This window comes from Halogranum rubrum, assembly GCF_900114455.1.
GTDB lineage: Archaea > Halobacteriota > Halobacteria > Halobacteriales > Haloferacaceae > Halogranum > Halogranum rubrum.
Genome location: NZ_FOTC01000002.1, coordinates 804,208 through 824,665, shown reverse-complemented (window position 1 = coordinate 824,665; position 20,458 = coordinate 804,208). Strand labels below are relative to the sequence as shown.

Annotated in this window: 24 protein-coding genes; 10 read left to right on the top strand and 14 right to left on the bottom strand. The window is 62.8% G+C overall.

All coding sequences use genetic code 11. The features are described 5' to 3' along the window. Positions 1 to 32: 32 nt before the first annotated feature. The 3 genes from BM083_RS12560 (at position 33) to BM083_RS12550 (ending at position 4,376) form a co-directional block, all read left to right on the top strand. Positions 33 to 1,190 carry an NAD(P)/FAD-dependent oxidoreductase gene (locus BM083_RS12560; RefSeq protein ID WP_089869834.1) on the top strand — a complete coding sequence of 386 codons (1,158 nt, stop codon included), beginning with the start codon at positions 33 to 35 and terminating at the stop codon, positions 1,188 to 1,190. 61 nt (positions 1,191 to 1,251) lie between these two features. After that, positions 1,252 to 2,337 carry a PAS domain-containing protein gene (locus BM083_RS12555; RefSeq protein ID WP_177197624.1) on the top strand — a complete coding sequence of 362 codons (1,086 nt, stop codon included), beginning with the start codon at positions 1,252 to 1,254 and terminating at the stop codon, positions 2,335 to 2,337. A 338-nt stretch (positions 2,338 to 2,675) separates the two neighbouring features. Beyond that, entirely contained in the window at positions 2,676 to 4,376 is a 1,701-nt protein-coding gene (locus tag BM083_RS12550; RefSeq protein ID WP_089869832.1) for a sensor histidine kinase, read from the top strand. Between the two features lie 175 nt (positions 4,377 to 4,551). Here BM083_RS12550 and BM083_RS12545 read toward each other — a convergent pair whose 3' ends face one another. From BM083_RS12545 to fer, 5 genes are all read right to left on the bottom strand, one after another. After that, positions 4,552 to 5,685 carry a pyridoxal phosphate-dependent aminotransferase gene (locus BM083_RS12545; RefSeq protein WP_089869831.1) on the bottom strand — a complete coding sequence of 378 codons (1,134 nt, stop codon included), beginning with the start codon at positions 5,683 to 5,685 and terminating at the stop codon, positions 4,552 to 4,554. After that, complete coding sequence (locus tag BM083_RS12540; RefSeq protein WP_009374672.1) at positions 5,682 to 6,170, bottom strand: Lrp/AsnC family transcriptional regulator; 489 nt, start codon at positions 6,168 to 6,170, stop codon at positions 5,682 to 5,684. Before BM083_RS12540 ends, BM083_RS12545 begins: the two co-directional genes overlap by 4 nt. Before the next feature lie 210 nt (positions 6,171 to 6,380). Beyond that, positions 6,381 to 6,989: an HD domain-containing protein gene (locus BM083_RS12535; protein WP_089869830.1), complete on the bottom strand. Its 609-nt coding sequence runs from the start codon at positions 6,987 to 6,989 to the stop codon at positions 6,381 to 6,383. A gap of 134 nt (positions 6,990 to 7,123) precedes the next feature. Continuing rightward, a complete protein-coding gene (locus BM083_RS12530; protein ID WP_089869829.1) occupies positions 7,124 to 8,536 on the bottom strand; it encodes an arylsulfotransferase family protein in 1,413 nt (470 codons plus the stop codon). A gap of 97 nt (positions 8,537 to 8,633) precedes the next feature. Further along, the gene (fer, locus tag BM083_RS23980; RefSeq protein WP_089869828.1) at positions 8,634 to 9,350 is read right to left on the bottom strand and encodes a ferredoxin Fer; all 717 of its coding nucleotides are present in this window, start codon (positions 9,348 to 9,350) and stop codon (positions 8,634 to 8,636) included. Between the two features lie 114 nt (positions 9,351 to 9,464). Between fer and BM083_RS12520 the strand changes: the two genes are divergently transcribed. Next, the gene (locus tag BM083_RS12520; protein ID WP_089869827.1) at positions 9,465 to 10,031 is read left to right on the top strand and encodes a thioredoxin family protein; all 567 of its coding nucleotides are present in this window, start codon (positions 9,465 to 9,467) and stop codon (positions 10,029 to 10,031) included. A gap of 12 nt (positions 10,032 to 10,043) precedes the next feature. Here the strand turns inward: BM083_RS12520 and BM083_RS12515 are convergent, their stop codons facing one another. Together BM083_RS12515 and BM083_RS12510 are read right to left on the bottom strand one after the other, a co-directional pair. Beyond that, a complete protein-coding gene (locus BM083_RS12515; RefSeq protein WP_009374676.1) occupies positions 10,044 to 10,484 on the bottom strand; it encodes an RNA-binding protein in 441 nt (146 codons plus the stop codon). 76 nt (positions 10,485 to 10,560) lie between these two features. Further along, positions 10,561 to 10,776 (bottom strand): DUF1918 domain-containing protein, encoded by a 216-nt coding sequence (locus BM083_RS12510; RefSeq protein ID WP_089869826.1) that lies wholly within the window; start codon positions 10,774 to 10,776, stop codon positions 10,561 to 10,563. Positions 10,777 to 10,921: 145 nt separating this feature from the next. Here BM083_RS12510 and BM083_RS12505 point away from each other — a divergent pair, with 145 nt between their 5' ends. Next, positions 10,922 to 11,482: an NUDIX hydrolase gene (locus BM083_RS12505; RefSeq protein ID WP_009374678.1), complete on the top strand. Its 561-nt coding sequence runs from the start codon at positions 10,922 to 10,924 to the stop codon at positions 11,480 to 11,482. Between the two features lie 28 nt (positions 11,483 to 11,510). Further along, complete coding sequence (locus BM083_RS12500; protein ID WP_089869825.1) at positions 11,511 to 11,705, top strand: hypothetical protein; 195 nt, start codon at positions 11,511 to 11,513, stop codon at positions 11,703 to 11,705. Positions 11,706 to 11,714: 9 nt separating this feature from the next. Here BM083_RS12500 and BM083_RS12495 read toward each other — a convergent pair whose 3' ends face one another. Next, complete coding sequence (locus tag BM083_RS12495; RefSeq protein ID WP_089869824.1) at positions 11,715 to 12,785, bottom strand: phytoene/squalene synthase family protein; 1,071 nt, start codon at positions 12,783 to 12,785, stop codon at positions 11,715 to 11,717. Positions 12,786 to 12,897: 112 nt separating this feature from the next. Between BM083_RS12495 and BM083_RS12490 the strand changes: the two genes are divergently transcribed. Continuing rightward, positions 12,898 to 14,040: an acyl-CoA dehydrogenase gene (locus BM083_RS12490; protein ID WP_009374681.1), complete on the top strand. Its 1,143-nt coding sequence runs from the start codon at positions 12,898 to 12,900 to the stop codon at positions 14,038 to 14,040. Between the two features lie 3 nt (positions 14,041 to 14,043). Here BM083_RS12490 and BM083_RS12485 read toward each other — a convergent pair whose 3' ends face one another. The 4 genes from BM083_RS12485 to BM083_RS12470 all read right to left on the bottom strand — a co-directional run bounded on the left by BM083_RS12485 (position 14,044) and on the right by BM083_RS12470 (position 16,613). Continuing rightward, entirely contained in the window at positions 14,044 to 15,000 is a 957-nt protein-coding gene (locus BM083_RS12485) for a M14 family metallopeptidase (protein ID WP_089870085.1), read from the bottom strand. A gap of 99 nt (positions 15,001 to 15,099) precedes the next feature. Beyond that, positions 15,100 to 15,927, bottom strand: coding sequence for a mechanosensitive ion channel family protein (locus BM083_RS12480; protein ID WP_394327615.1), 828 nt, complete (start codon positions 15,925 to 15,927; stop codon positions 15,100 to 15,102). A 77-nt stretch (positions 15,928 to 16,004) separates the two neighbouring features. Continuing rightward, a complete protein-coding gene (locus tag BM083_RS12475; RefSeq protein WP_089869823.1) occupies positions 16,005 to 16,256 on the bottom strand; it encodes a YhbY family RNA-binding protein in 252 nt (83 codons plus the stop codon). Positions 16,257 to 16,334: 78 nt separating this feature from the next. Further along, positions 16,335 to 16,613, bottom strand: a complete 279-nt coding sequence (locus tag BM083_RS12470; RefSeq protein ID WP_009374686.1) for a ribonuclease P protein component 4 — start codon at positions 16,611 to 16,613, stop codon at positions 16,335 to 16,337. A 235-nt stretch (positions 16,614 to 16,848) separates the two neighbouring features. On the opposite strand from BM083_RS12470, the gene BM083_RS12465 reads away from it, so the two are divergent. Continuing rightward, positions 16,849 to 17,922: a glycosyltransferase family 4 protein gene (locus tag BM083_RS12465; RefSeq protein ID WP_089869822.1), complete on the top strand. Its 1,074-nt coding sequence runs from the start codon at positions 16,849 to 16,851 to the stop codon at positions 17,920 to 17,922. 25 nt (positions 17,923 to 17,947) lie between these two features. Then, entirely contained in the window at positions 17,948 to 19,051 is a 1,104-nt protein-coding gene (locus BM083_RS12460; protein WP_089869821.1) for a glycosyltransferase, read from the top strand. Positions 19,052 to 19,057: 6 nt separating this feature from the next. Here BM083_RS12460 and BM083_RS22805 read toward each other — a convergent pair whose 3' ends face one another. Next, a complete protein-coding gene (locus BM083_RS22805; RefSeq protein ID WP_143085723.1) occupies positions 19,058 to 19,270 on the bottom strand; it encodes a hypothetical protein in 213 nt (70 codons plus the stop codon). Between the two features lie 112 nt (positions 19,271 to 19,382). Beyond that, complete coding sequence (locus BM083_RS12455; RefSeq protein WP_089869820.1) at positions 19,383 to 19,829, bottom strand: hypothetical protein; 447 nt, start codon at positions 19,827 to 19,829, stop codon at positions 19,383 to 19,385. Positions 19,830 to 19,927: 98 nt separating this feature from the next. Between BM083_RS12455 and BM083_RS12450 the strand changes: the two genes are divergently transcribed. After that, positions 19,928 to 20,455: a hypothetical protein gene (locus BM083_RS12450; protein WP_089869819.1), complete on the top strand. Its 528-nt coding sequence runs from the start codon at positions 19,928 to 19,930 to the stop codon at positions 20,453 to 20,455. Positions 20,456 to 20,458 lie beyond the last annotated feature (3 nt).

Here is a 20,458-nt window from a genome sequence, read left to right as displayed (position 1 = left end):
ACGCTTATCAAACAGACGGTGGTAGCAACCCTATGACTGTCGTCGTCGTGGGCGGTGGCATCGTCGGACTCGCGAGCGCCTACTACCTCGCAGCACGCGGAGTGGACGTCGTCGTCTGCGAGAAGGGGACGCTCGGCAATGGGAGCACCGAACGCTCGGCAGGCGGAATCCGCGCACAGTTCTCGACGGCCGTGAACGTCGACCTCTCCGTCCAGAGCATGCGTGTCTGGGACGACTTCGAGGCGGCGTTCGGCGTCGACATCGGTTACCGACAGGTGGGCTATCTCTTTCTCGCGCGGACGGAGGCCACGGCCGACGCGTTCGAGGAGGCGGTTTCGATGCAACGAGCACACGGCGTGCCGAGCGAACTTCTCACTCCCGAGGAGGCGGGCAGACACTGTCTCGAACTCCACGTCGACGCGTTTCGGGCGGCGACGTACTCGCCGACGGACGGCTTCGCCGACCCGTATCTCGCCCTCCAAGGGTTCGCGAACGCGGCCCGCGAGGCTGGTGCTGACGTGCGGACGAAGACGCCCGTAACGTCGGTTCGACGCGAAGACGGCGAGGCTGGGCGCGTCACTGGCGTCGTCGCGGGCGGCGAGGAAATCGAAGCGTCGCACGTCGTGAACGCTGCCGGTGCGTGGGCCAGTCGTCTCGCGACGCTCGCAGGCGTCGACCTTCCCATCGCACCGCGTCGTCGGCAGGCGCTCGTCGTCGACCCGGACACGCCAGTTCCCGAAGACGTGCCGCTCACCATCGACCTCGATACGGGGTCGTACTTTCGGCCCGAACGGGAGGGTGCTGCCATCGCCGGTGGACATTTCGCATCTACCGACCCCGACCAGAACCCCGACCGGTACTCGAAGTCGCTGGACCTCGACTGGGCGGCGACGGCGCTCGAACGCGCGGCCGACTGCGCGGGCTACTTCGGTCCCGACACGCGGCTTCGTCGGGGGTGGGCCGGACTCTACGCCGTCACACCCGACCACCACCCAATCGTCGAGGAGACGGTCCCAGGGTTCGTCACCGCCGCTGGCTTCTCGGGCCACGGGTTCCAACACGCCCCCGCGACGGGCCAACTCGTCGCCGAACTCGTCTGTGACGGTCGAGCGTCACTCGTCGACATCGACACACTCGGAAGCGACCGCTTCGACGGCGGCACTGGGCTAATCGAACGAAACGTGGCCTGACACACACACCCACGCTCGCGACAGTCTGTATTTATTACACATGAGTGTGTCACGGGACGTGATGAACCGCTCTCGTGTCGCTCATCGAAGTGAGGAGATTTTGGAGCACGTGACGGACGCCTACTATGCAGTCGAGTCTGACTGGTCTATCGTCTACTGGAACCACGCGATGGAACTCCTGAGTGGTGTTGCCCGCGACGATGCCTGTGGAGTCGTCCTCTGGGACGTACTCCCCGACGTCGACGCAGAGTTCGACGCGGCCCACCGACGGGCCTTCGACGGCGAACATCCACACTCGGCCGACCCGACGTACCTGTTCGGACAGTGGGTGTCACCTCGACTCGTTCCCGACGGCGACTGTCTCGGTGTGTTTCTGCACGAGGTTCGAGACGACCAGGCGGCACTGGAGACGACGACGAGAGCACTCACGGAGACGGAAGTCGCGCTGAAACGCTCACAGCAACAAGTGAACGTCCTCGAAGGCCTCCTCGTCAACGACGTTCGTAACGCGATGGTCGAGATTCGAGGAACAGCAGACCTCCTCGTGACCGAACTGGCCGACGAGACGACGCGCGGCGACGTCGAGACCATCGTCGAATGGGGTGACGACGTACTCGCACTGGTCGACGAAGTCTGGCCGCTGTTGGACGTGCTCACCGGCGTCGACGACGTCGAACCACACTCGGTACGACTAGACGACGCCGTCATCGACGCACTGACTCGCACACAAGCGGCGTTTCCCGAGACGACAATCACGGGAATCGTCCCGGAGGACGTCACCGTCGTCGCCGACGACCTCCTCACCGACGTCGTCGAGGCACTCGTCACCGACGCTGTCGCGGAATCGTACGACCCGGCCCCGGCGGTACACGTCTCCGTCGAAACCGACGAACAGACTGCGACAATCGTCGTCGACGCGACGCACGACTCCTCCGTTTCACCCTCATCCGACGACGCCGAACGGTCTCCGGAAGCTAAGTCGGGCTCTCGGCTATCACAGACGTCGAGACCGGTAGAAAACGTCGCGTTCGGCTGTCTCTTCGCCGAACTGGCGGTGGACACGTACGCCGGTGAGATGAGCGTCGAACACGACGCTCGTGGCCGTCCACAGGTCGTCCTCACGCTCCCTCTCGCGATAGACGCTTAGACGCTGTCTCGGACCGATAGTCGGGGTGTGACCGGGTGACCGAACCGTCCTGATTGCGCTAAAACTAAAGACGAGAGGTCCGGTGCACTGACTTACAGTCCGTCGTGGCCGGTAGTTCGATATCTCTCGTGAACGTGTCGCGTTTGACTCTCTCGATACAGTCGGCGTCTGATGACAACTAGCTGAACGATTGCTGGGCGAACGCTACTTCCGGTGGTGGTTTGCTATCCCCTGTCGACAGATATTTTTACACACTATCGGACCACACGGCTACTCATGAACGTCAGATTGGTCGCTCTGTCAACGCTCGTCGGCTTCTGCCCGTTCGCCTTCGAGCGATGAGTTGGCAGTTTACACCACTCGCACTGCCGACGGTGACGGCGATGCTCGTCGCCGTGTTACTCGGTGGGTACAGCTTCCAGTATATGCGGAGCAACGGTGTGACCCCACTGCTCGAAGCGTTCTTCGCCGTGAACGTCGGACTCGTGACGTGGACGCTCTTCTCGGTACTCAAACTCCTCCACACGGACCCCGCGATGAAACTCCTGTTCTACCGACTGCTCTATTTCGGTGTGGCACCGCTGGGTGCGTTTGCACTGCTCTTCGTACTCGTCCACACCGACCGTGAGAGTGAGATTCGTGTCCCAGTCGTCGCTGCACTGTTGGCCGTACCAGCGACCTATCTCCTCGTCCTGTTCACCAATCCGTATGGACTCGCTATCGAGTCGACTCGGGTCGTCGAGCGTGGCGGATTAGTCATCCTCCGCGTCGAGACGGGCCCCGCTCACTTCGTCTTGCAGTTACTCTACAACGCACTCGTCTCGCTGGTCGCCGTGGGGTTGACGCTCTCAGAGGCGTTTCGGCTCGGCCGGTCGTACATCCCGCAAGCGTTGGTGGTCACGAGCGGTGTCGCCGCTCCGTTCGTCTTTGTCGGCCTCAGCGTCGCCCGCATCCCCCCGTTCGTCTCCGACACCGTCAACTTCGTCCCGGCATCGGCTGGTGTGACTTCTCTGGCTCTCGGCCTCGCCATCGCTCGCTATCGATTTCTCGACCTCCCGCCTCTCGCGTACACGACGGCGATGGAAGCGTCTCCCGACGGTGTGCTCGTGTTGGACGCCGAGAAACGAGTCGTCCACACGAACGAGCGAGGCGCGGCGCTCTTGACCCGACTCGACGTGGACATCGGCGACACCGTGACGGGCGAACACGCCTCGTTCGACGTCGAAACACCGTCCGAAGCGTACATCCACGTCGATGCTCCCGAGTCCATCTACCTGAGCGCTCGGACACAAGTACTCGAACGTCAAGGACGGATTATCGGCTGGGTCGTCGTACTCCGCGACATCACCGAACTGCGAGAGCAGCAACGGACGATAGTCGAACGAAACGAGAAACTCACACTCCTGAACGAGATTCTCCGTCACGACATTCGTAACGACATGATGGTCATCCTCGGCAACGCCAACCTCTTGCTGGAGACGCTCGACGACGAGACAGCCACCGAGCGACTGGAGACCATCGTCAGAAACGGCGAGCACGCGTCCGAACTCACCGAGACTATCCGGACACTCATGGCGACGATGGTCACCAGTGAGGACACGACCAAACCAGTCTCTCTTCGCGACGTGCTCAATGCAGAGACAGAGACGTTGCAGGTGGACAACCGGACTGCAGTCGTCGACGTTCCCGACAGTGTACCCAACATCGACGTCGTCGCCGACGGCTTGCTCAGGGCGGTCTTTCGGAACCTCCTCACGAACGCGGTGCGGCACAATCGCGGCGATGACCCGAAGGTCTCCGTCTCGGTCGAGACACGACCGGACGACGTCCTCGTCCGCGTCTCGGACAACGGGCCGGGCATCCCCGACGACCGGAAAGAGGACGTCTTCGGTCGTGGTGAGAAAGGGCTCGAAAGCCCCGGAACGGGACTCGGTCTGTACCTCGTCGATACCGTCGTCGGGAGCTACGGCGGCGACGTCTGGGTCGAAGACAACGACCCGACCGGCGCGACGTTCGTCGTCCGCCTCCAACGTGCGTGAGAGGCGAAGAGCAGCGAGACGAGGTCACGCCTCAACCCTCCAACGGTACGGCACGCCTCCAGCGTCGTAGACGGTGTGAGCCGTCACAGACGGAGAGTCCAAAAGCGTATCGCAGAGTGTAGTTTACCAACTACAGCGACGCCATCGAAGAAGAGCGTCGAGAGGAGACGGGGCTTTAGGAGACGAACGTCTCGATACGATCCAATGCCTCTCTGAGGTCGTTCATCCCCGTCGCGTAGGAGACGCGGAGGTGTCCTTCACCCCCTTCGCCGAAGATACGGCCGGGGACGACGGCGACGTTCTGCTCTTGGAGGAGTGCCTCGGCGAACGCCTCGTCGTCGCCGCCACAGTGCGGGAAGGCGTAGAACGCTCCTTTTGCTTCGAAGCAGTCCAGCCCCATCTCGTTGAACCGCGAGAGGACGAAGCGACGACGGCGATTGTACTGAGTACGCATCTCGACGACGTCGCCCTCACAGCTACGGAGCGCCTCCAGTGCCGCGAACTGCGCCGTCGTCGGCGCGGAGAGCATCGAGTACTGGTGGATACGGTTCATCGCGCCGATGGCGTCCGCTGGACCGAGCGCGTAGCCGAGTCGGAGTCCCGTCATCGCGTAGGCTTTCGAGAAGCCGTTGAAGACGACGGTTCGCTCGCGCATGCCCGGGAGCGTCGCGATAGAGGTGTGGTCTCCGTCGTAGGTGAGCGCCGCGTAGATTTCGTCGGCGAGGACGACCAAGTCGTGTTCGCGGGCGAACTCGGCGACTTCGGTGAGGTCGTCTCGACTCATCGTCGCACCCGTCGGGTTGTTCGGGTAACAGAGGACGAGCACGTCGGCGTCGGCCGCACCCGACGCTTCGAGGTCCGCGTACGTGAGTTTGAAGTCGTTCTCCATCCGCGTGGGCACCGCGAGCGGTTCGCCGCCTGCGAAGATGATACCCGGCGCGTAAGAGATGTACGAGGGTTGGTGGACGGCGACGGTGTCACCGGGGTCGACGAGTGCGCGCATGGCGACGTCGACGGCTTCACTCGCACCGGTCGTGACGAGTATCTCCTCGTCGGGGTCGTACGACTGGTCGTATCGGGTGACGTGGTCGGCGATAGCCTGCCGGAGGTCACGTCGGCCGCGGTTGGCAGTGTAGGAGGTCTTGCCGCGTTCGAGCGAGTCGATAGCGGCCGTTCGGGCGGCCCACGGCGCGCTGAAGTCCGGTTCGCCCACGCCGAGCGAGATGACGTCGTCTTTCTCTTCGGCGAGTTCGAAGAATCGCCGGATACCCGAGGGCGGGACCTGATTCACTCTGTCTGCGAGTTTCATGGTGAGACCGAGAGTCTATCGTCGTCGTCGCGGTCACCGAACTCGATGCCCCGTTCCTTGTAGGTCTCCATGACGAAGTGCGTCACTGTCTGGGTGACTTCCGGAATCGGGGCAATCTGCTCGGAGACGAAGTTCGAGACGTCGTGCATCGACTCGCCTTCGACGTCGATGGCGAAGTCGTAGTCACCGCTGATGAGTCGCAACGAGGCGACCTGCGGGAACTTCGTGATGCGCCGGGCAATCTCTTCGTAGCCCGTTTCACGGTCGAGTTCGACGTTCAGTTCCACTTCCGCTTGCACGTGTTCGCCGTCGACGCGGTCCCAGTCGACGACGGCCTGATAGCCAAGTACCGTCCCGTCGGCTTCCAGTTCCGCGATGAGACTCTCGACTTCTGCGGCGTCGAGCCCGGTCTGTCGTGCGAGGTCGGTGGTGTCTTCGCGGGCGTTCGAGAGCAAGAGGTCGAGGAGTTCCCGTTTCGCGTCCATGTAGACTCCGTATCCGTCACGAATAAAAGGGTTTGCCACCGACGCAATACACGATATACTACGATACAGAATTGAAGAACCTGGGCGTAGTTTCAGAGGATAACCCGCCTTCATCGCTGTTCGAGTCCTAGCTTACAGCGTCGGTCAAACCGACGCAGCTTCTAGAGAGTGTGTGTTCCCAAAGAGCGACGTTACGAGGCTGTTGGAGATTCAAATCTGGCAGGGCCGACCGATTTCTCGTTCGTACGCTGTTTTGATTTGCTCGAACAGATTCTCGCCCAGTTCCGTCTGCAGGCGTGGGGCAGCCGTTGCAAAGAACTCGTCGAGGTTGTCGAACGCAGAGAAATGCTCGTTTGGCTCGGTTTCGTCGTACCGGCTCTGCGTCTCGTACTTGAGTGCTTGAAGACAGTTCTCGATCAGATCCATATCCTTCACGAAGTGAGCGGTCTCGGTGTCACGGGCCTCGTACTCTTCCCACAGTGGTAGCAGTTCGCCCTCCTCAAAAGGCCCGACAAGATCGGTCACCGCACTCCGTTCAGCAGCTTCCTTCTCCGGCCCGCTAGTGGTTTGGCGTCCGTCTTCCGCACGTGTCGGGATGTCTCCCGTTCGGGCCTCTCCGAGATCGTGGATGAGTGCCATCGTCACTGCCTTCTGACGGTCGACCTGTGCTTCCTCGGCATAGAGCAGACAAAGCGCTGCTGTCCCCCAAGAGTGGTCCGCAACAGACTCCGGTGAGCGGACCTTCCGCAGTTCCCACCCCGTCCGGCGTTCGTCCTTCAAATCGAACCATTCGAGTAGAGAGCCGAGTTGAGCGTCCATTGTGGCAACTGAATCACACTGGCAGTTTACTATGCCGAATTTGACTCATAGCGGAGAAGAGAGCTCTCCGGCATCGTCGAAATCGGCGACGAAAGAGAACCACGCATCGAGTCGGTCCCCCGAGGGTGTGAGCCTCAGCGAAGTCGCCACCGCGCTTCGACGCCACCCCACGTCACGAGGGTGAGCACACCCAGCAGGATTGCGATCAGTTCGGGAAGACCCATCCAGACCGGTGTGATGTACATCAGCCCGTTCAGATACCGACCCGGGAGGAAGTTCTTGACGCTGATCCAAAACCGGTCGCCGACAGTCCCGGTACGAGACGCGACGTTGCCGGACTGTGCGCTCGGGCCGTTCGTCGACTCGTCGCCCGTCTCTAATCGCTCGGCTTCGTAGGGGAACGCGATGTTGAGGTCCCAGACGACCGTCCCGTTCTCGTCGACTTCGAAGACGCGGTTGCCGTTCGAATCTGCGATCAACGTGTGACCGTTGGGCAGTCGGTCGGCGTCGCGGGGCCACTGCATCCGGCCGTCGCGCCAGATCCACGTCTGTTCCCACTCGCCGCCGTCGGTCCGCTGATACTCGAGGACGCGGTTGTTCTCGCTGTCCGCGACGATGACCGCCGGGCCACCGTTGCTCTCGTTGATGAAGTCGGGGTTGTGCTGCTCGTAGAGGACGTCGTAGTCGTCCTCCTCGCCGAGCGTCCACTCGGTGTCGACCGTCTTCGACTGGGGAACGACGAAGATGACGCGGTCCATGTTCCGGGGACTGACCATGATACGACCGTCGTCGAGTACCTCGACGTCGTTGATGTGCGACCAGTCTTTCGGGAACTCGTCACCCGTCTCGTCGGTCGGGAACGACTCTGACGCGTTCCAGCGCCACTCGACTTCGTCGGTCTCGGTGTTCACGACGAACACGCCGTCGAAGTAGATGTCGGCGACGACGAGGTGCGTCTCGTTGAGTCGGTCGACGTCGTGGTATCGGGTCGCCTCTTTGCCCGGAGTCGCGTGACCCCAGACCTGTTCGACGTCACCGGTCGAGAGGTTCACTCGCTCGACGCCGTTGAAGGTGCAGGCACCGGTTTGGCTGTGGACGTCGTAGTACGTGTCCCACGTCTCTTGGTCGACGCCGTACTCACGGGGGTTCCACGTCGTCGGGCACGCTTCCGGTTCGAGGTGGTCGGCGTAGGAGTACTCGACAGTCGTCTGTGTTCCCTCGACGGGGTCGACGTCCCAGTATCGAGTGTGCGAATCGTTGTAGTAGAGAACGCGCCCGTCGGAGTCGAACGCGACGAGTTCGGCGAGCGCACGCGGCCCTTCGCTGCGTTCGCCGCGCCACGAGTTCGAGTCGGTCGCGACGACAGTGATACCCTCTGCTTCGGGGGCGATGCGAGCGTCTCTGTCGACGTCGCCGTCCCCGGTCAGATGCGATTCGAAGGTCGTCTCCGACGACGACTGCGCGAACCCGTAACCGACGGCGACCACCGAGATGGCGAGCAGCGACGCGAAGACGATTCGAAGGCGACGTCGAGAACGCCGACTCATAGAACCCCGCGGTCGGCGTCGGTCGGGGCCTCACAACAGATGTTCCAGTTCATCAGAACCCGTACGTACGTAGCAGTCGGGTTTTAGCGTTCTGCCCTCAGTCGTTCGAGCGTGCCTTGTCGAACTGCTGGGCCGGGAGTCGCAGTTCGTCGAGACCGGGTAGCGACTTCACGTTGTAGAGAATCTTCAACTCCTCCGTCTTCGGGACGCTGATACAGGAGAGTCGCAAGCCGCGGTCGACCATCTCCTGTGAGAGGATGTGGTTCGAGGGCATCTCGACTTCGCCCTCGACGACGGCGATAGCACAGTTCGCACAGGCTCCGCCGCGGCAGGCGAAGGGCCACGCGTAGCCCGACTTCTCGGCGGCAGCGAGCAGATTCCGGTCGTCGGTGAACGACAGCACTCCGTAGTCTTCGGGTGAGAGGTCCGCGTCGGCAGCCTTCTCGAACAAGTCGTCGTCACCGAGGTCCCACCCGTGGTCCGAGAGCGTCTCGTAGTTGAGGTACTCGACTCGGTAGCCTTCCGCCACGTCCTCCGGTTCGGGGTCCTGGCCAGCCCCGTTGGTCGCCTCAGACGAAGAAGCGGGTTCTTCGTCGCCCGTCTCGGTCGCACGCTCGGCGTCGTCTCCGACATCGAGAGACGCGTCTCCGTTCCCGTTCTGTAGCAGTTCGTAGGCGCGTTGGACGGCCAAGAACTCGCGTGTCGACCCGCCTTGGTCGGGATGGACCGCTTTCACTCGCTCTCTGTACGCGCGGACGATTTCGTCGTCGTCCGCGTCGGCGTCGATACCGAGAATCTCGAACGGAGAAGCCACACGCGAGGTTAGGAGACGGGAGGCATAAAGGCTGATTCATCGGTAACGAGGCCCTGTTGTCTCGCCCACTCTCCAGAACGAATTAGTTCGTGACGACCCAACAGTGAGACGACCATGGTGATGATGGAATCCGATTCGGAACTGTCGCGTGGCGACGCCGCACCGACGTTCGACCTCCCCGGGACGGACGGTGAGACGTACTCGCTCGACTCCTTTGCGGACAACGAGGCGCTCCTCGTCGTCTTCACCTGTAACCACTGCCCCTACGCGAAGGCGAAGATTCCCCTCCTGAACGACATCGCCGTCGAGTACGACGACGTCGGCGTCGTCGGCATCAACTCCAACGACGCCGAGGAGTACCCCGACGACTCGTTCGAGGCGATGCAGGAGTGGGTTCGAGACGGCCGAATCCAGTACGACGCGTACCTGCGGGACGAGTCACAAGCGGTCGCCCGCGAGTACGGCGCGGTCTGTACGCCAGACCCCTTCTTGTTCGTCCGCGACGGCGACGAGTTCGTCCTCGCGTATCACGGTCGGCTGGACGACGCGCCCAACCCCGACGACGAGCCTTCGGAGTTCTACGTCCGACAGGCCATCGACGCCGTTCTCGCCGGTGACGACGTCTCACTCGACGACGTCCCCTCTCGTGGGTGCTCTATCAAGTGGAAAGACGAGAACTGACGTTCGACCCTCTCACTCGGCAGTCGCCTGCACGTCTTCGAGCGCGCTTCGGGCGTTCTCGATGGCCGCCTCGCGCTTCGCGGGATAGGCTTCGACCTTCGCCCGGAGCGTGAGACCCGCGCCTCGTTTGACCTCGCCTTTGAACGCGGCCTGCTTGTCGAGCGTCAAGAAGAACGCACAGTTGTCGTCGACGCGGTGGTCGAGTTCGGACTTTACCGTCTCGATGTCTGGGAGTTCACTGAGTCGACTGAGGATGTGTCGCACCTCGTCTGCGCGTTCGACGCGCGAGGAGAGGACGACGATACGGTCCCCGTGGTGGCCGGCGTTCTCTACCCGGTCGATTTCGGCCTCCTCGGGGAGGAACGTCCGAAGCGCCTCGGTGACGCGTTTCTCGTCTTCGGTCGCGTAGCAGAACGCACGGAGGTCGATATAGTGAAACGGAACGCTAGCCATGAGGGTGGCTACGAGAGCGCAACGAAAAAGGGCTACTGCTCGTTCCTCGGAGACCGGTCGAGACGAATCGACTCGATTACTCTTCGTCGTCGTCAGCGTCAGCGTCGGCGTCGTCAGCGGCGGCCTCCAGCTGGTCGGCGGCGATGCCGACTTCCTGTCCGTCGTCGAAGCTGACCGTGTACGTCGCTTCGCCGAACATCGACTCCATCACTTGCGTGACGGTTCCCGTCTCGCCGTCGAACTCGCTGTGCTTGTCGTTCAGGACGACCTTGTCGTCTTTCTCGAAGCTCATACCAGCGCTTCCATCGCTCCGGATAAAAGGCCGATGATTCGCCTGCGGATAGCGTCGAAGCCCTCTTTTTCCCTGGCTCTCTACTGCAGTGTATGTCGGTTATCTCTCGTCTGTATCGCTCTCGACCGCCTGACGACGACGGGCAATGACGACGTTCGACGAACTCTGGTTCCTCGCAGACGAAGCGGACCAACAGGCCGAGCAAGCGTATCACACGCTCGACGAGCGTCACGACGACTTCCTCCAACACGACCGGACCAAGCGCGTCTCGCGCCGTCGGTTTCGGACGCTCGCTACACGGGTCCGACAGAGCGGGGCACCGTTCGGCGCACACACCATCGTCTACCGTGACTCGGGAGCACTCCTCTTGGTCCGCCACGACGGTGTCGACAAGTGGGTGCTTCCGGGTGGCGGCGTCGACGGCGACGAGACGTTCCGCGAGGCTGCCGAGCGCGAACTCGCCGAGGAGGCGGGTGTCGACGCCGAGTACGATGGGTTGGCGATGGCGACCCGCGTCCACATCGAGTGTGACGGCTATCGCACGTGGGGCGTCCTCCCGGTGTTCGAAGCCCGTGCGCTGACCTACGAACCACACATCGACGACCCCGACGAGGAGATATCGGACGCGCGGTGGTTCACCGACTTACCGCCGGACACCCGTGACCGGGCTGACCTCGTCGAGTGGCGTCGCCAGCGGTCGTTGTAGCTAAACGGGCGGCGGCGCTGTCGAACGTATGGGACTCATCAGTGTCTCCTGTCCGGCCTGTGGCGCGTCGACGTATCTCTCACTGCCGACGGGTCGACGGTTCGTGACCGCAGAACCAGGAGAAGGAGACGACGGACGTGAAGATTTGTCTGAAGCGACCGCGACGTGTGACGCCTGCGAGACGTCGTTTCCGGTGATTCACGGTCCGGCCCGAGAGCCCTGAGGAGATACCTCAGTCTGCCTGCGTCTGAGCGCGGTGATAGGGTGCGCGTTGGATAGACTCGCGAAGTTCGTCGAGCGAGTCGCGACTCCCGTCGGTCATCGTCGAGACGACGGCGAACACCTCTTGACGAGACACCTTGACGCTGCGCTCGGAGAGAGCAGCTTCCGGATTGGCGAGGAGTTCACGGAGCGTCCCGACGGCGAGGAGGTACGGAATCCCCCACGCCGCGATGGTGTTTCCGTCCGTGAGGGGGACGGTTTCGAGGTAGGTCTGTGCGTCGTCGAGGAACGACCGCGCGTGCGTGGCCGTCCGCGCGACGACGTTCGCCGCCTTCGTTTCGTGTCGCGGGTCGATGATCTCGTCCTGTGGGACACCTTCGTCGGCCAACCAGTCGGCGGGGAGGTAGACGTTGTTCTCGTCTTCGTAGTCGCTGTGAACGTCTTTCGCGACGTTGACGAGTTGGAGGAGGAGACCGAACTCTTCGGCGGTGTCGTAGAGGAGACGCTGGCGCTCGTCGTCGATGTCGCCGCGCGTGACGAGGTTGGTGATGAGGTTTCCGACCGTGCCCGCGGCGTAGTAACAGTACTCCTCCAGTTCCTCGCGAGACTGGATACGAAGTCCGTCGGTGTCGGCGTAGCGCTCGACGAACATCGCCATCCCTTGGACGAGTTCACGGGCGGGCGGCGTGACCGCTTCACGGACGTCGTCGGGGAGGGCTTCGAACGTGCGAACGACTCGGGGGGCGTTGACGACGACGTCCCAGTCGGCCGTCTGCTCTTCGGGAACGAAGGGGGCGACGGCGGTAGCGAACTCGTCGATGTCGGTGTCGTCGTCGGGGTCGAGTGCCGCGTCGTACAGTCGGAGGACGCGCGCCTGTTCGGCCGGCGGGATGTGGCCTGCATCCTCGACCGTGTCGGCTATTCGACAGACGAGGTAGCCGATACAGATGTACGACGACATCGGCTCGTCGAGGACGTCGACGGTCAGTGCAAACGTGCGTGAGACGCCCTGCACTGCCTCGTGGCACCATGCGAGGTCAGTGTCGTCGCCGGGCGGTCGGTCAAGTGTGTCTCCAGACATTCAAGTACAGGGCCATTAGAATCGGGGACTAAAAAGTGTCGTGCCCAAGGACGCTGTCAATCACCATGAACCATGTAGAAAGCCTAAAGCGGTGAGGCTCGAAGGTTGGGCCATGGACTTCAGTCTCTCCACCGAACAGAAGCAGATTCGAGACATGGTCTCGGAGTTCGTCGACGAGGAGATAAAACCCGTCGCCGCCGACATCGACGCGAACGACGAGTTCCCGCAGGACCTCGTCGACGAGATGTCGAAGCTCGGACTGATGGGGATGCCTTTCCCCGAGGAGTACGGCGGTGCAGGTCTCGACTACCACTCCTACGCCATCGGTCTCGAAGAGATTTCGCGTGGTTCTGGAGGGCTTGGCACCATCGTCGCCGCCCACACGAGTTTGGCGGGAAACATGCTCTACGAGTTCGGGAACGAGGAACAGAAACAGGAGTATCTCACGCCGGTCAACGAAGGCACCGACATCGGCGCGTTCGCCCTCTCGGAGGCCGGTGCGGGCAGCGACGTGCCCGCGATGACGACGACGGCGGAGAAAGACGGCGACGAGTACGTCGTCAACGGCGGCAAACTCTGGATTTCGAACGGCTCCGTCGCCGACACGGTGACGCTCTTCGCCAAGACAGACCCCGAGGCAGGAAACAAAGGAATCTCCTCGCTCATCGTCCGCCCCGAGGAGGACGACGGGTTCATCGTCGAGGGGACGGAGCACAAACTCGGCGACAAAGGCTGTCCGACGGCCGAACTCCGCTTCGACGACATGCGCATCCCTGAGGACCGCCTGCTCGGCGAGGAGGGCGACGGCTTCGTCCACGCGCTGAAGACGCTCAACGGTGGCCGCATCACCATCGCCGCCCGCTCTATCGGTATCGCTCGCGCCGCACTCGAAGATTCGCTCCAGTACTCGCAGGACCGCGAGCAGTTCGACCAGCCCATCTCGGGGTTCCAGGCCATCCAGCACAAGTTGGCTGACATGGATACGAAGGTCCAGTGCGCCAAACTCCTCATGCACCAGGCCGCAGACAAGAAGATTCGCGGCGAGAAATTCATCAAGGAGGCCGCACAGGCGAAACTCTACGCCTCGGAGATCTCGCGCGAAGTCGCCAACGAGGGCATCCAGATTCACGGTGGCTACGGCTACACGAAAGACTTCCCCGTCGAGCGCTACTACCGCGACGCGAAACTGAACGAGATCTACGAGGGAACGTCGGAGATTCTGCGCAACACCATCGCCGCGCAGTTGCTGGACTGACGACTAGCTGTTCGTCTCTGTTGTTTTCGTCGTACTCGTCGCATTCGCCGTACTCGTCGTATTCGTCGCACTCGTCGACTGTGCCGTCTGTTCGCCTTCCATCGCCCTTACGCCCCAGTGGTCGAGCATCCATCGTGTGTACGCCGTCGTCCACTCGATTCGTGTCTCCTCCGGCAGGTCGGCCTCCGTCACCTCGAAGATGGCCGTCGGAATCTCCAAATCCGCCCGCGCTTTGTCGGCAATCATCGCGAGGTTCTTGCTCATCGTCGTCGTGACGAACTCGTACTTCGGTTTCCGAGAGGCGGGGACGTAGTTCTCGTTGAGGAACGCCGTCGCCTGTTCGGCGTCCGGGCCCATCGTCCCTTGCTGGGAGTGAAAGACGTTCTGTCCGACGTAGCCCGTGTCGTCGGCTTGGAACCCCTTCGAACTGTGGAGGTCGACGAGCACGTCCGGGTCGTGCTCGACGATGGCGTCCCAGATGGCGGTGGCGAGTTCGTTCTTCGGCGGCTTCCCGCGTTCGAACTGGCGGTTCAGGTCTGTCCCTTCCGGATACTCGCGGCTTCGGTTCTCGACACCCTGGATATTGGCCTTCGGCAGGACTACGAGTGTCCCGGCGTCGATATCCCACTCGGTGGCGGCGGTGGCCGTCTTCCACCCGCTGACCTCGTCGCCGTGGACGCCGCCGACGAGGAAGAACGTCGGGCCCGCTTTCGGCGCGTCGATGACGTACAGGTCCGTCGCCTCCGCCGTCCCTTCTCGGAGCGTCGACGTCGTGACCGTCTGCGTCGGTGTCGCAGTCGCCGTCTCGGTCGCTTCCGGCGTCGCTGTCGTCGTTCCCGATTCGTTCGCCGCGTCGCTGGACGCGTTCTGCGTCGTCTCGCCGTCGCTGCCGGCACAGCCAGCGACGAGTGTTCCTGCTGCTGTCGCACCGAGCGTCTGGAGGAGTGTCCGTCTGTTCATTGGGGAGTCTCGTTTCGGGGCTTCTCACGCGGAGAAAAATAGACTGTCGGATGCTGTCTGCGAAAAACGACGTCTCAGCGACACGACGGCGAGGTCGTGTCAGTTCGACTGCGCCGTTCGGAGCGCGTCGCCGGCGAACTCGACCTGTCCCGAGAGGTCGCGCTGCGGGAACGGAATCTCGATGTCTTCGGCGTCGAACCGCTCTTTGACACTCTTGACGTACTCCGCGCGCGTCTTGACGAAGTCGGCGCGACTGGGGTTCGAGATCCAGAAGCGCGACTGGAGGCCGACGTAGGAGTCGGCGAGTTCGTTCAGTCGGACCGACGGTTCGGGTTCGTCGAGGATGTCCGGATGTCGCTCGGCCTCCTCGACGATGATGTCGGTCGCTTTGTCGATGTCGTCGCCGTAGCCGATACCGAAGACGAACTTGAGTCGCAGTTTGTTCTTGGCGACCGGGTTCTTGACGACGCCGTCGGTGAGTTGGGAGTTCGGCACCGTCAGCAGTTCGTTGTCGAACGTCCGGACGCGGGTGACGCGGAAGCTGATGTCCTCGACGATGCCGGAGTTGCCGTCCCACTCGATCCAATCGCCGATGCGGAACGGCCGGTCGGTGAAGATGAACACGCCCGCGACGAAGTTGGCGATGACGTCCTGCATCGCGAAACCGATAGCGAGCGTCGCGGCGGCGGCCACCGTCGCCAGCGCGGTCAAGATGTTTCCGAACCCGGCGAAGGCAAATGCAGCAGAGATGGCGACGAAGACGACCAAGACGCCGGTAATCTTCCGAATCGGCTTCTTGCCGTGTTCGTCGAGGCCGCGAGAGTCGAGGACGCGGTCGACGAGTGGGACGATAACCGCACGCCCGGCGATGTAGACGACCGCGAACGCGACGAGGAACGAGAATGCGGGACCGATGACGCCCGCCATGCTCTCTCCGACGCCGAAATCGATCAACCACTGCGTAATCGGGTCGGCTCCTGACGCCTGCAACGTCTGCAACAGCATCATCGCTTGTGCAGCACCGCCGTGTTACCGCGCGTCTCGACGACCGTCGCGTTGACGTCTTCAGCCAACTGCTCGGTCAGTTCTTCGACCGTCCCCTCCGCACGCGCCGCGCGGTGGAACTTCACTTTGACCAGCTTTCGCTCTTTGAGTTGGTCGAACAGTTCGTCCGTCACTGCACTGAGTCCGCTCTTGCCGACCCACACCGTCACGTCGAGGTCGTGGGCCTCCTTGCGGAGTTCGTTTACGTCCATGTATACCCGCGCTTGGGAGTGCGGCGGTTTCAAGCTTGAGATTACGAGGCGTCGGCTATGTGCCGCCGTCTCACGGCGTTACGACTGATACGGATATCGTTTCAACTCGCCGCAGTCGCAGGTGACGACGACGTGGCCGTCCTGTGTGCGGACGCGAGCGTTGACGCCGGGGCGGAGATAGACGTCACAGCGCGGACACGAAAACCGTTTGAACTCCCGAGGCAGTCCACAGCGGTTGCGCTCGGCGATTCGACGGGCGAGACGGACGTACTCCCGCGAGCGGTCGAACTCTCGCGCCGCGACGGCCTGCTTCGCCAGCGTGTGCAACCGGTCGATGCGCTCCTCGGCGATGCTCATTGGTTTCGTCTACGTCGATGGGTGCGACGAGCGGTGATAGTCGTTCCGAACTGGACGACGCGATGGACGCTGGTTCGTGCTGCTTCGTACTGCTCCATATCCATCTGGACAGATACCTAGACATATGTCTGTATATCTACCCACACATCTGGGTGTCGAGCCACTCGGCTGTGTGACTGAACTCTCTACACCCGTGCCGACACGCTCAAGAAAACCACCCGAGAAGCCCCGACTAATGCGGGTTCTCAACTATCTCGAACTGTCGTCTCGACTCCGTGGCGGGATGGTCACGGCGACGAAACAGCAGCGAGCGGCCCTCGCTAAGACCGACGTCGAAGTCGTCACGTCGCCGTGGAAAGGGGACCACCCGATTGCGGCCGTGGAGTACGAACTCCGTGGACGAGGCGGGTTCCGCGAGTACGACGTCGCCCACTGCAACCTCGTCGGTCCGGGGTCACTCGCCGTCGCCCGGCACGCGAAGCGCAACGACATCCCGCTCGTCCTCCACGCCCACGTCACCGGAGAAGACTTCGCCGAGAGCTTCCGCGGGTCGAACTACATCGCCGGGCCGCTCAAGCAGTATCTGAAGTGGTTCTACTCACAGGCCGACCTGGTGCTCTGTCCCAGTGAGTACACGAAGGGCGTCCTCGACTCCTACCCCGTCGACGCGCCGGTTCGTCCCGTCTCGAACGGCGTCGACACCGGGTCGCTGGCGGGGTACGAGACGTTCCGCGAGGAGACGCGCGAACGGTTCGACCTCGACGGCGTCGTCGTCTTCGCCGTCGGCGAGGTGTTCGAGCGGAAGGGTCTCACGATGTTCTGTGAGTTGGCACAGGAGACCGACTACGACTTCGCGTGGTTCGGGAGTTACGAGGAGGGGCCGCAGGCGTCGACCACGGTCAAGCAGTGGACGGAGAACCCGCCGGCGAACGTCACCTTCACCGGATGGATGGACGACAAACGGGCCGCATTCGGCGCGGGCGACGTCTACCTGTTTCCGGCGAAAGTCGAGAACCAGGGAATTGCCGTCTTGGAAGCGATGGCCTGCGGGAAGGCCGTCGTCCTCCGCGACATCCCCGTCTTCCGGGAGTTCTACACTGACGGCGAGGACTGCCTGATGTGCTCGACGCACGAGGAGTTCCGCGAGGCGGTCGACCGACTCGCTGCCGACCCCGACCTGCGGAAGCGACTCGGAGAGAACGCTCAGGAGACGGCCGCCGAGCACAGTCTAGAGCGTGTCGGCGAACGGCTGGTCGAGGCGTACGAGGACGTGTCGGTGAGCGTAGAGAACGAAGTCACAAGCGATTAAGTACCGGTCGGTGAAATTCGGAGCAATGGACGCGGTGGCAGCCTTCACGGACACGTACCTGCCGACGGTCAACGGTGTCACCTACACGGTGAAGACGTGGCGGGACACGTGGCTCGCTCGCGGCGGTCGGATGGACGTGGTCTATCCCGGGTCGGACGACTACGGCCCGGACGACGGCGAGTTCCCCGTTCGCAGTCTCCCCTTTCCGTTCTACGAGGGGTTTCGTCTCGGGATGCCGCGTATCCCTGACGACGTCGAGAACGTCGACGTCGTCCACGCACACACCCCCTTCGCACTCGGTCTCAGTGGTCTGCGACTCGCGCGACGGGAAGACCTCCCGTTCGTCACGTCGTATCACACACCGACCGGCGAGTACGCGGCCTACCTCACCTCCATCACCTCGGTGGAAGACCGTCTCGAAGGGCTCAGTGAGCGCTACGAACGGTGGTTCTTCGACCACGCCGACACCATCATCACCCCGAGTGCGGTGTCGAAGCGGTATCTGCTCGACACCGTCGGCGTCGACGCCGACGTGACGGTCATCTCGAACGGCGTCGATATCGACCGCTTCTCGCCGGTAGACGCGGTGTCGTTCCGCGAGAAGTACGACCTCTCCGGGCCGCTCGTCGGCTACACCGGTCGCCACGGCTTCGAGAAGTGTCTCGGCGACGTCGTCGACGCCGTCGCTGAGGCGGATATCGACGCGACGCTCGTCTTCGGTGGCGACGGCCCCGCCCGCGAGAGCCTCGAACAGCGAGCGGAGAACCGCGGTGTCGACGCCCGGTTCCTCGGATTTCTGCCACGGGAGGAGCTCTCGGCGTTCTACTCCTCGCTCGACGCTTTTCTCTTTCCGAGTCCGGTCGAGACGCAGGGACTCGTCGCGCTCGAAGCGAACGCCTGTGGAACACCCGTCGTCGGCGTCGACAGCGGTGCACTCGCCGACACCGTCGACGACGGCGTCACCGGCTACCACTTCGCCGCTGGCGACGTCGAGGGGTTCGCAGCGGCACTCCGCCGCACACTCGCCGAACGCGAGCGACTGCGAGCGAACTGTCTGGACCGCCGCGAGCAGATTAGTGTCGACCACGCCGTGGACGAACTCGCCGACATCTACGAGCGGGTTCGCTGACGGCAGTCAGCGCTCGCGCTCCGAGTCGGACTCCAGTCGGTCGAGTCGGTCCAGCGTCACCTTTCTGAATCGGAGGAAGAGCAACAGTACGAGGAGCAACGCCAGCGGTGGGAACGCCGTCACGAGGACGAACAACGCGACACCTGCGAAGGCGACGAAGAGCAGGTAAATCGGAGCCATCGCGTGCCGGTGTGACCAGTTGGGTTCAGAGGAGGGCATCGTCGAGAGTACGGTCCCCTATGTCATAAGTTCGACTCGAATACTGTGCGCTCGACGTCGTCTGGTCGTCGGAGCGCCGCCGAAAAGAAGGGAGATAGCAGTCAGCGGACGTTCAGTTGTCGTCTTCGAGCGCCTGCGCGATACGCTGAAGCTGTCGCGTCGCGTCGCGGACTTCGTCTCGCAGTTGGCGAACTTCGCGGACGAGTTCTTCGTTGCCGGCGCCGCTCTCTTCGCGTCCACCGGGACCACGCGGATCGGCACCGCCCGGACCACCGGGACCGCCGCCCATGCCGCCCGCGCCGGGGCCGCCGCCGCCCATCATGCCGCTCATCATCTGTGCGAAGGGGTTGCCGCCGCCGCCCATACCGCCGGGGCCGCCGCCACCCATCATCTCTTCGGGGCTCGGTCGCTCACCGTCGCCCTCCTCTCGCTCTTGGGCACGTCGTTCACGAATCTCCTCGACGCGCTCGCGGAAGGACTTCTCCTCGTCGCTCGCAGACTCGGTCTCCGGTTCTGCCTCCGGTTCCGTCGCTTCGTCGGTAGGTTCGTCTTCGGCCATGCTCGCCACTTGACGAGCCAACGGGAAATGATTGTTGTTTATTCGACTGCCACGTGGCCACAGCGCTCTTGGCGACTCTCGGCGTCGGCATGGAGTAGATGCTCTACTTTTGGGTCGCGAAACTCGTTCTCTGGCTCGTTTTCTGGATACTTCGGTACGTTCCCATCGTCGGTGCGAAACTCTCGGGTGCCTACGAAGACCGTGTCTTCCGTCCAATCGTCGAAGAGGTCTCAGTCACCGACGTCCAGGCGACGCTCGTCGACGACCCACCGAGTCTCGTCGTGGAGTACGACCTCGAAAACGAGAGTTGGGTCGACCTCGGACTCGCGGGGATGAACGTTCGCGTCGGTCTCCGTGAGAGCGGCGGAACCGTCCACAACGCCGTCTGGACGCCCGCGTTTCAGGAGCGACCGCGGAACATCGCCGCCGACCCCCTCCCGAGCGAAGGCACCACCGCCGTCAACTTCGAGTACCTCGCTGGGGCCGCCATCGACGACGGGACGACCATCCACCTCGACGGTAATCTCGTCTTCGAGTACTCCTTTACTCTCCGTGACCGGCGCTTCCGATTCGGCGAGCGGACGTTCCCGCTACCGGACCGGACGATTACCGTCGAGAAGGAGTGATAT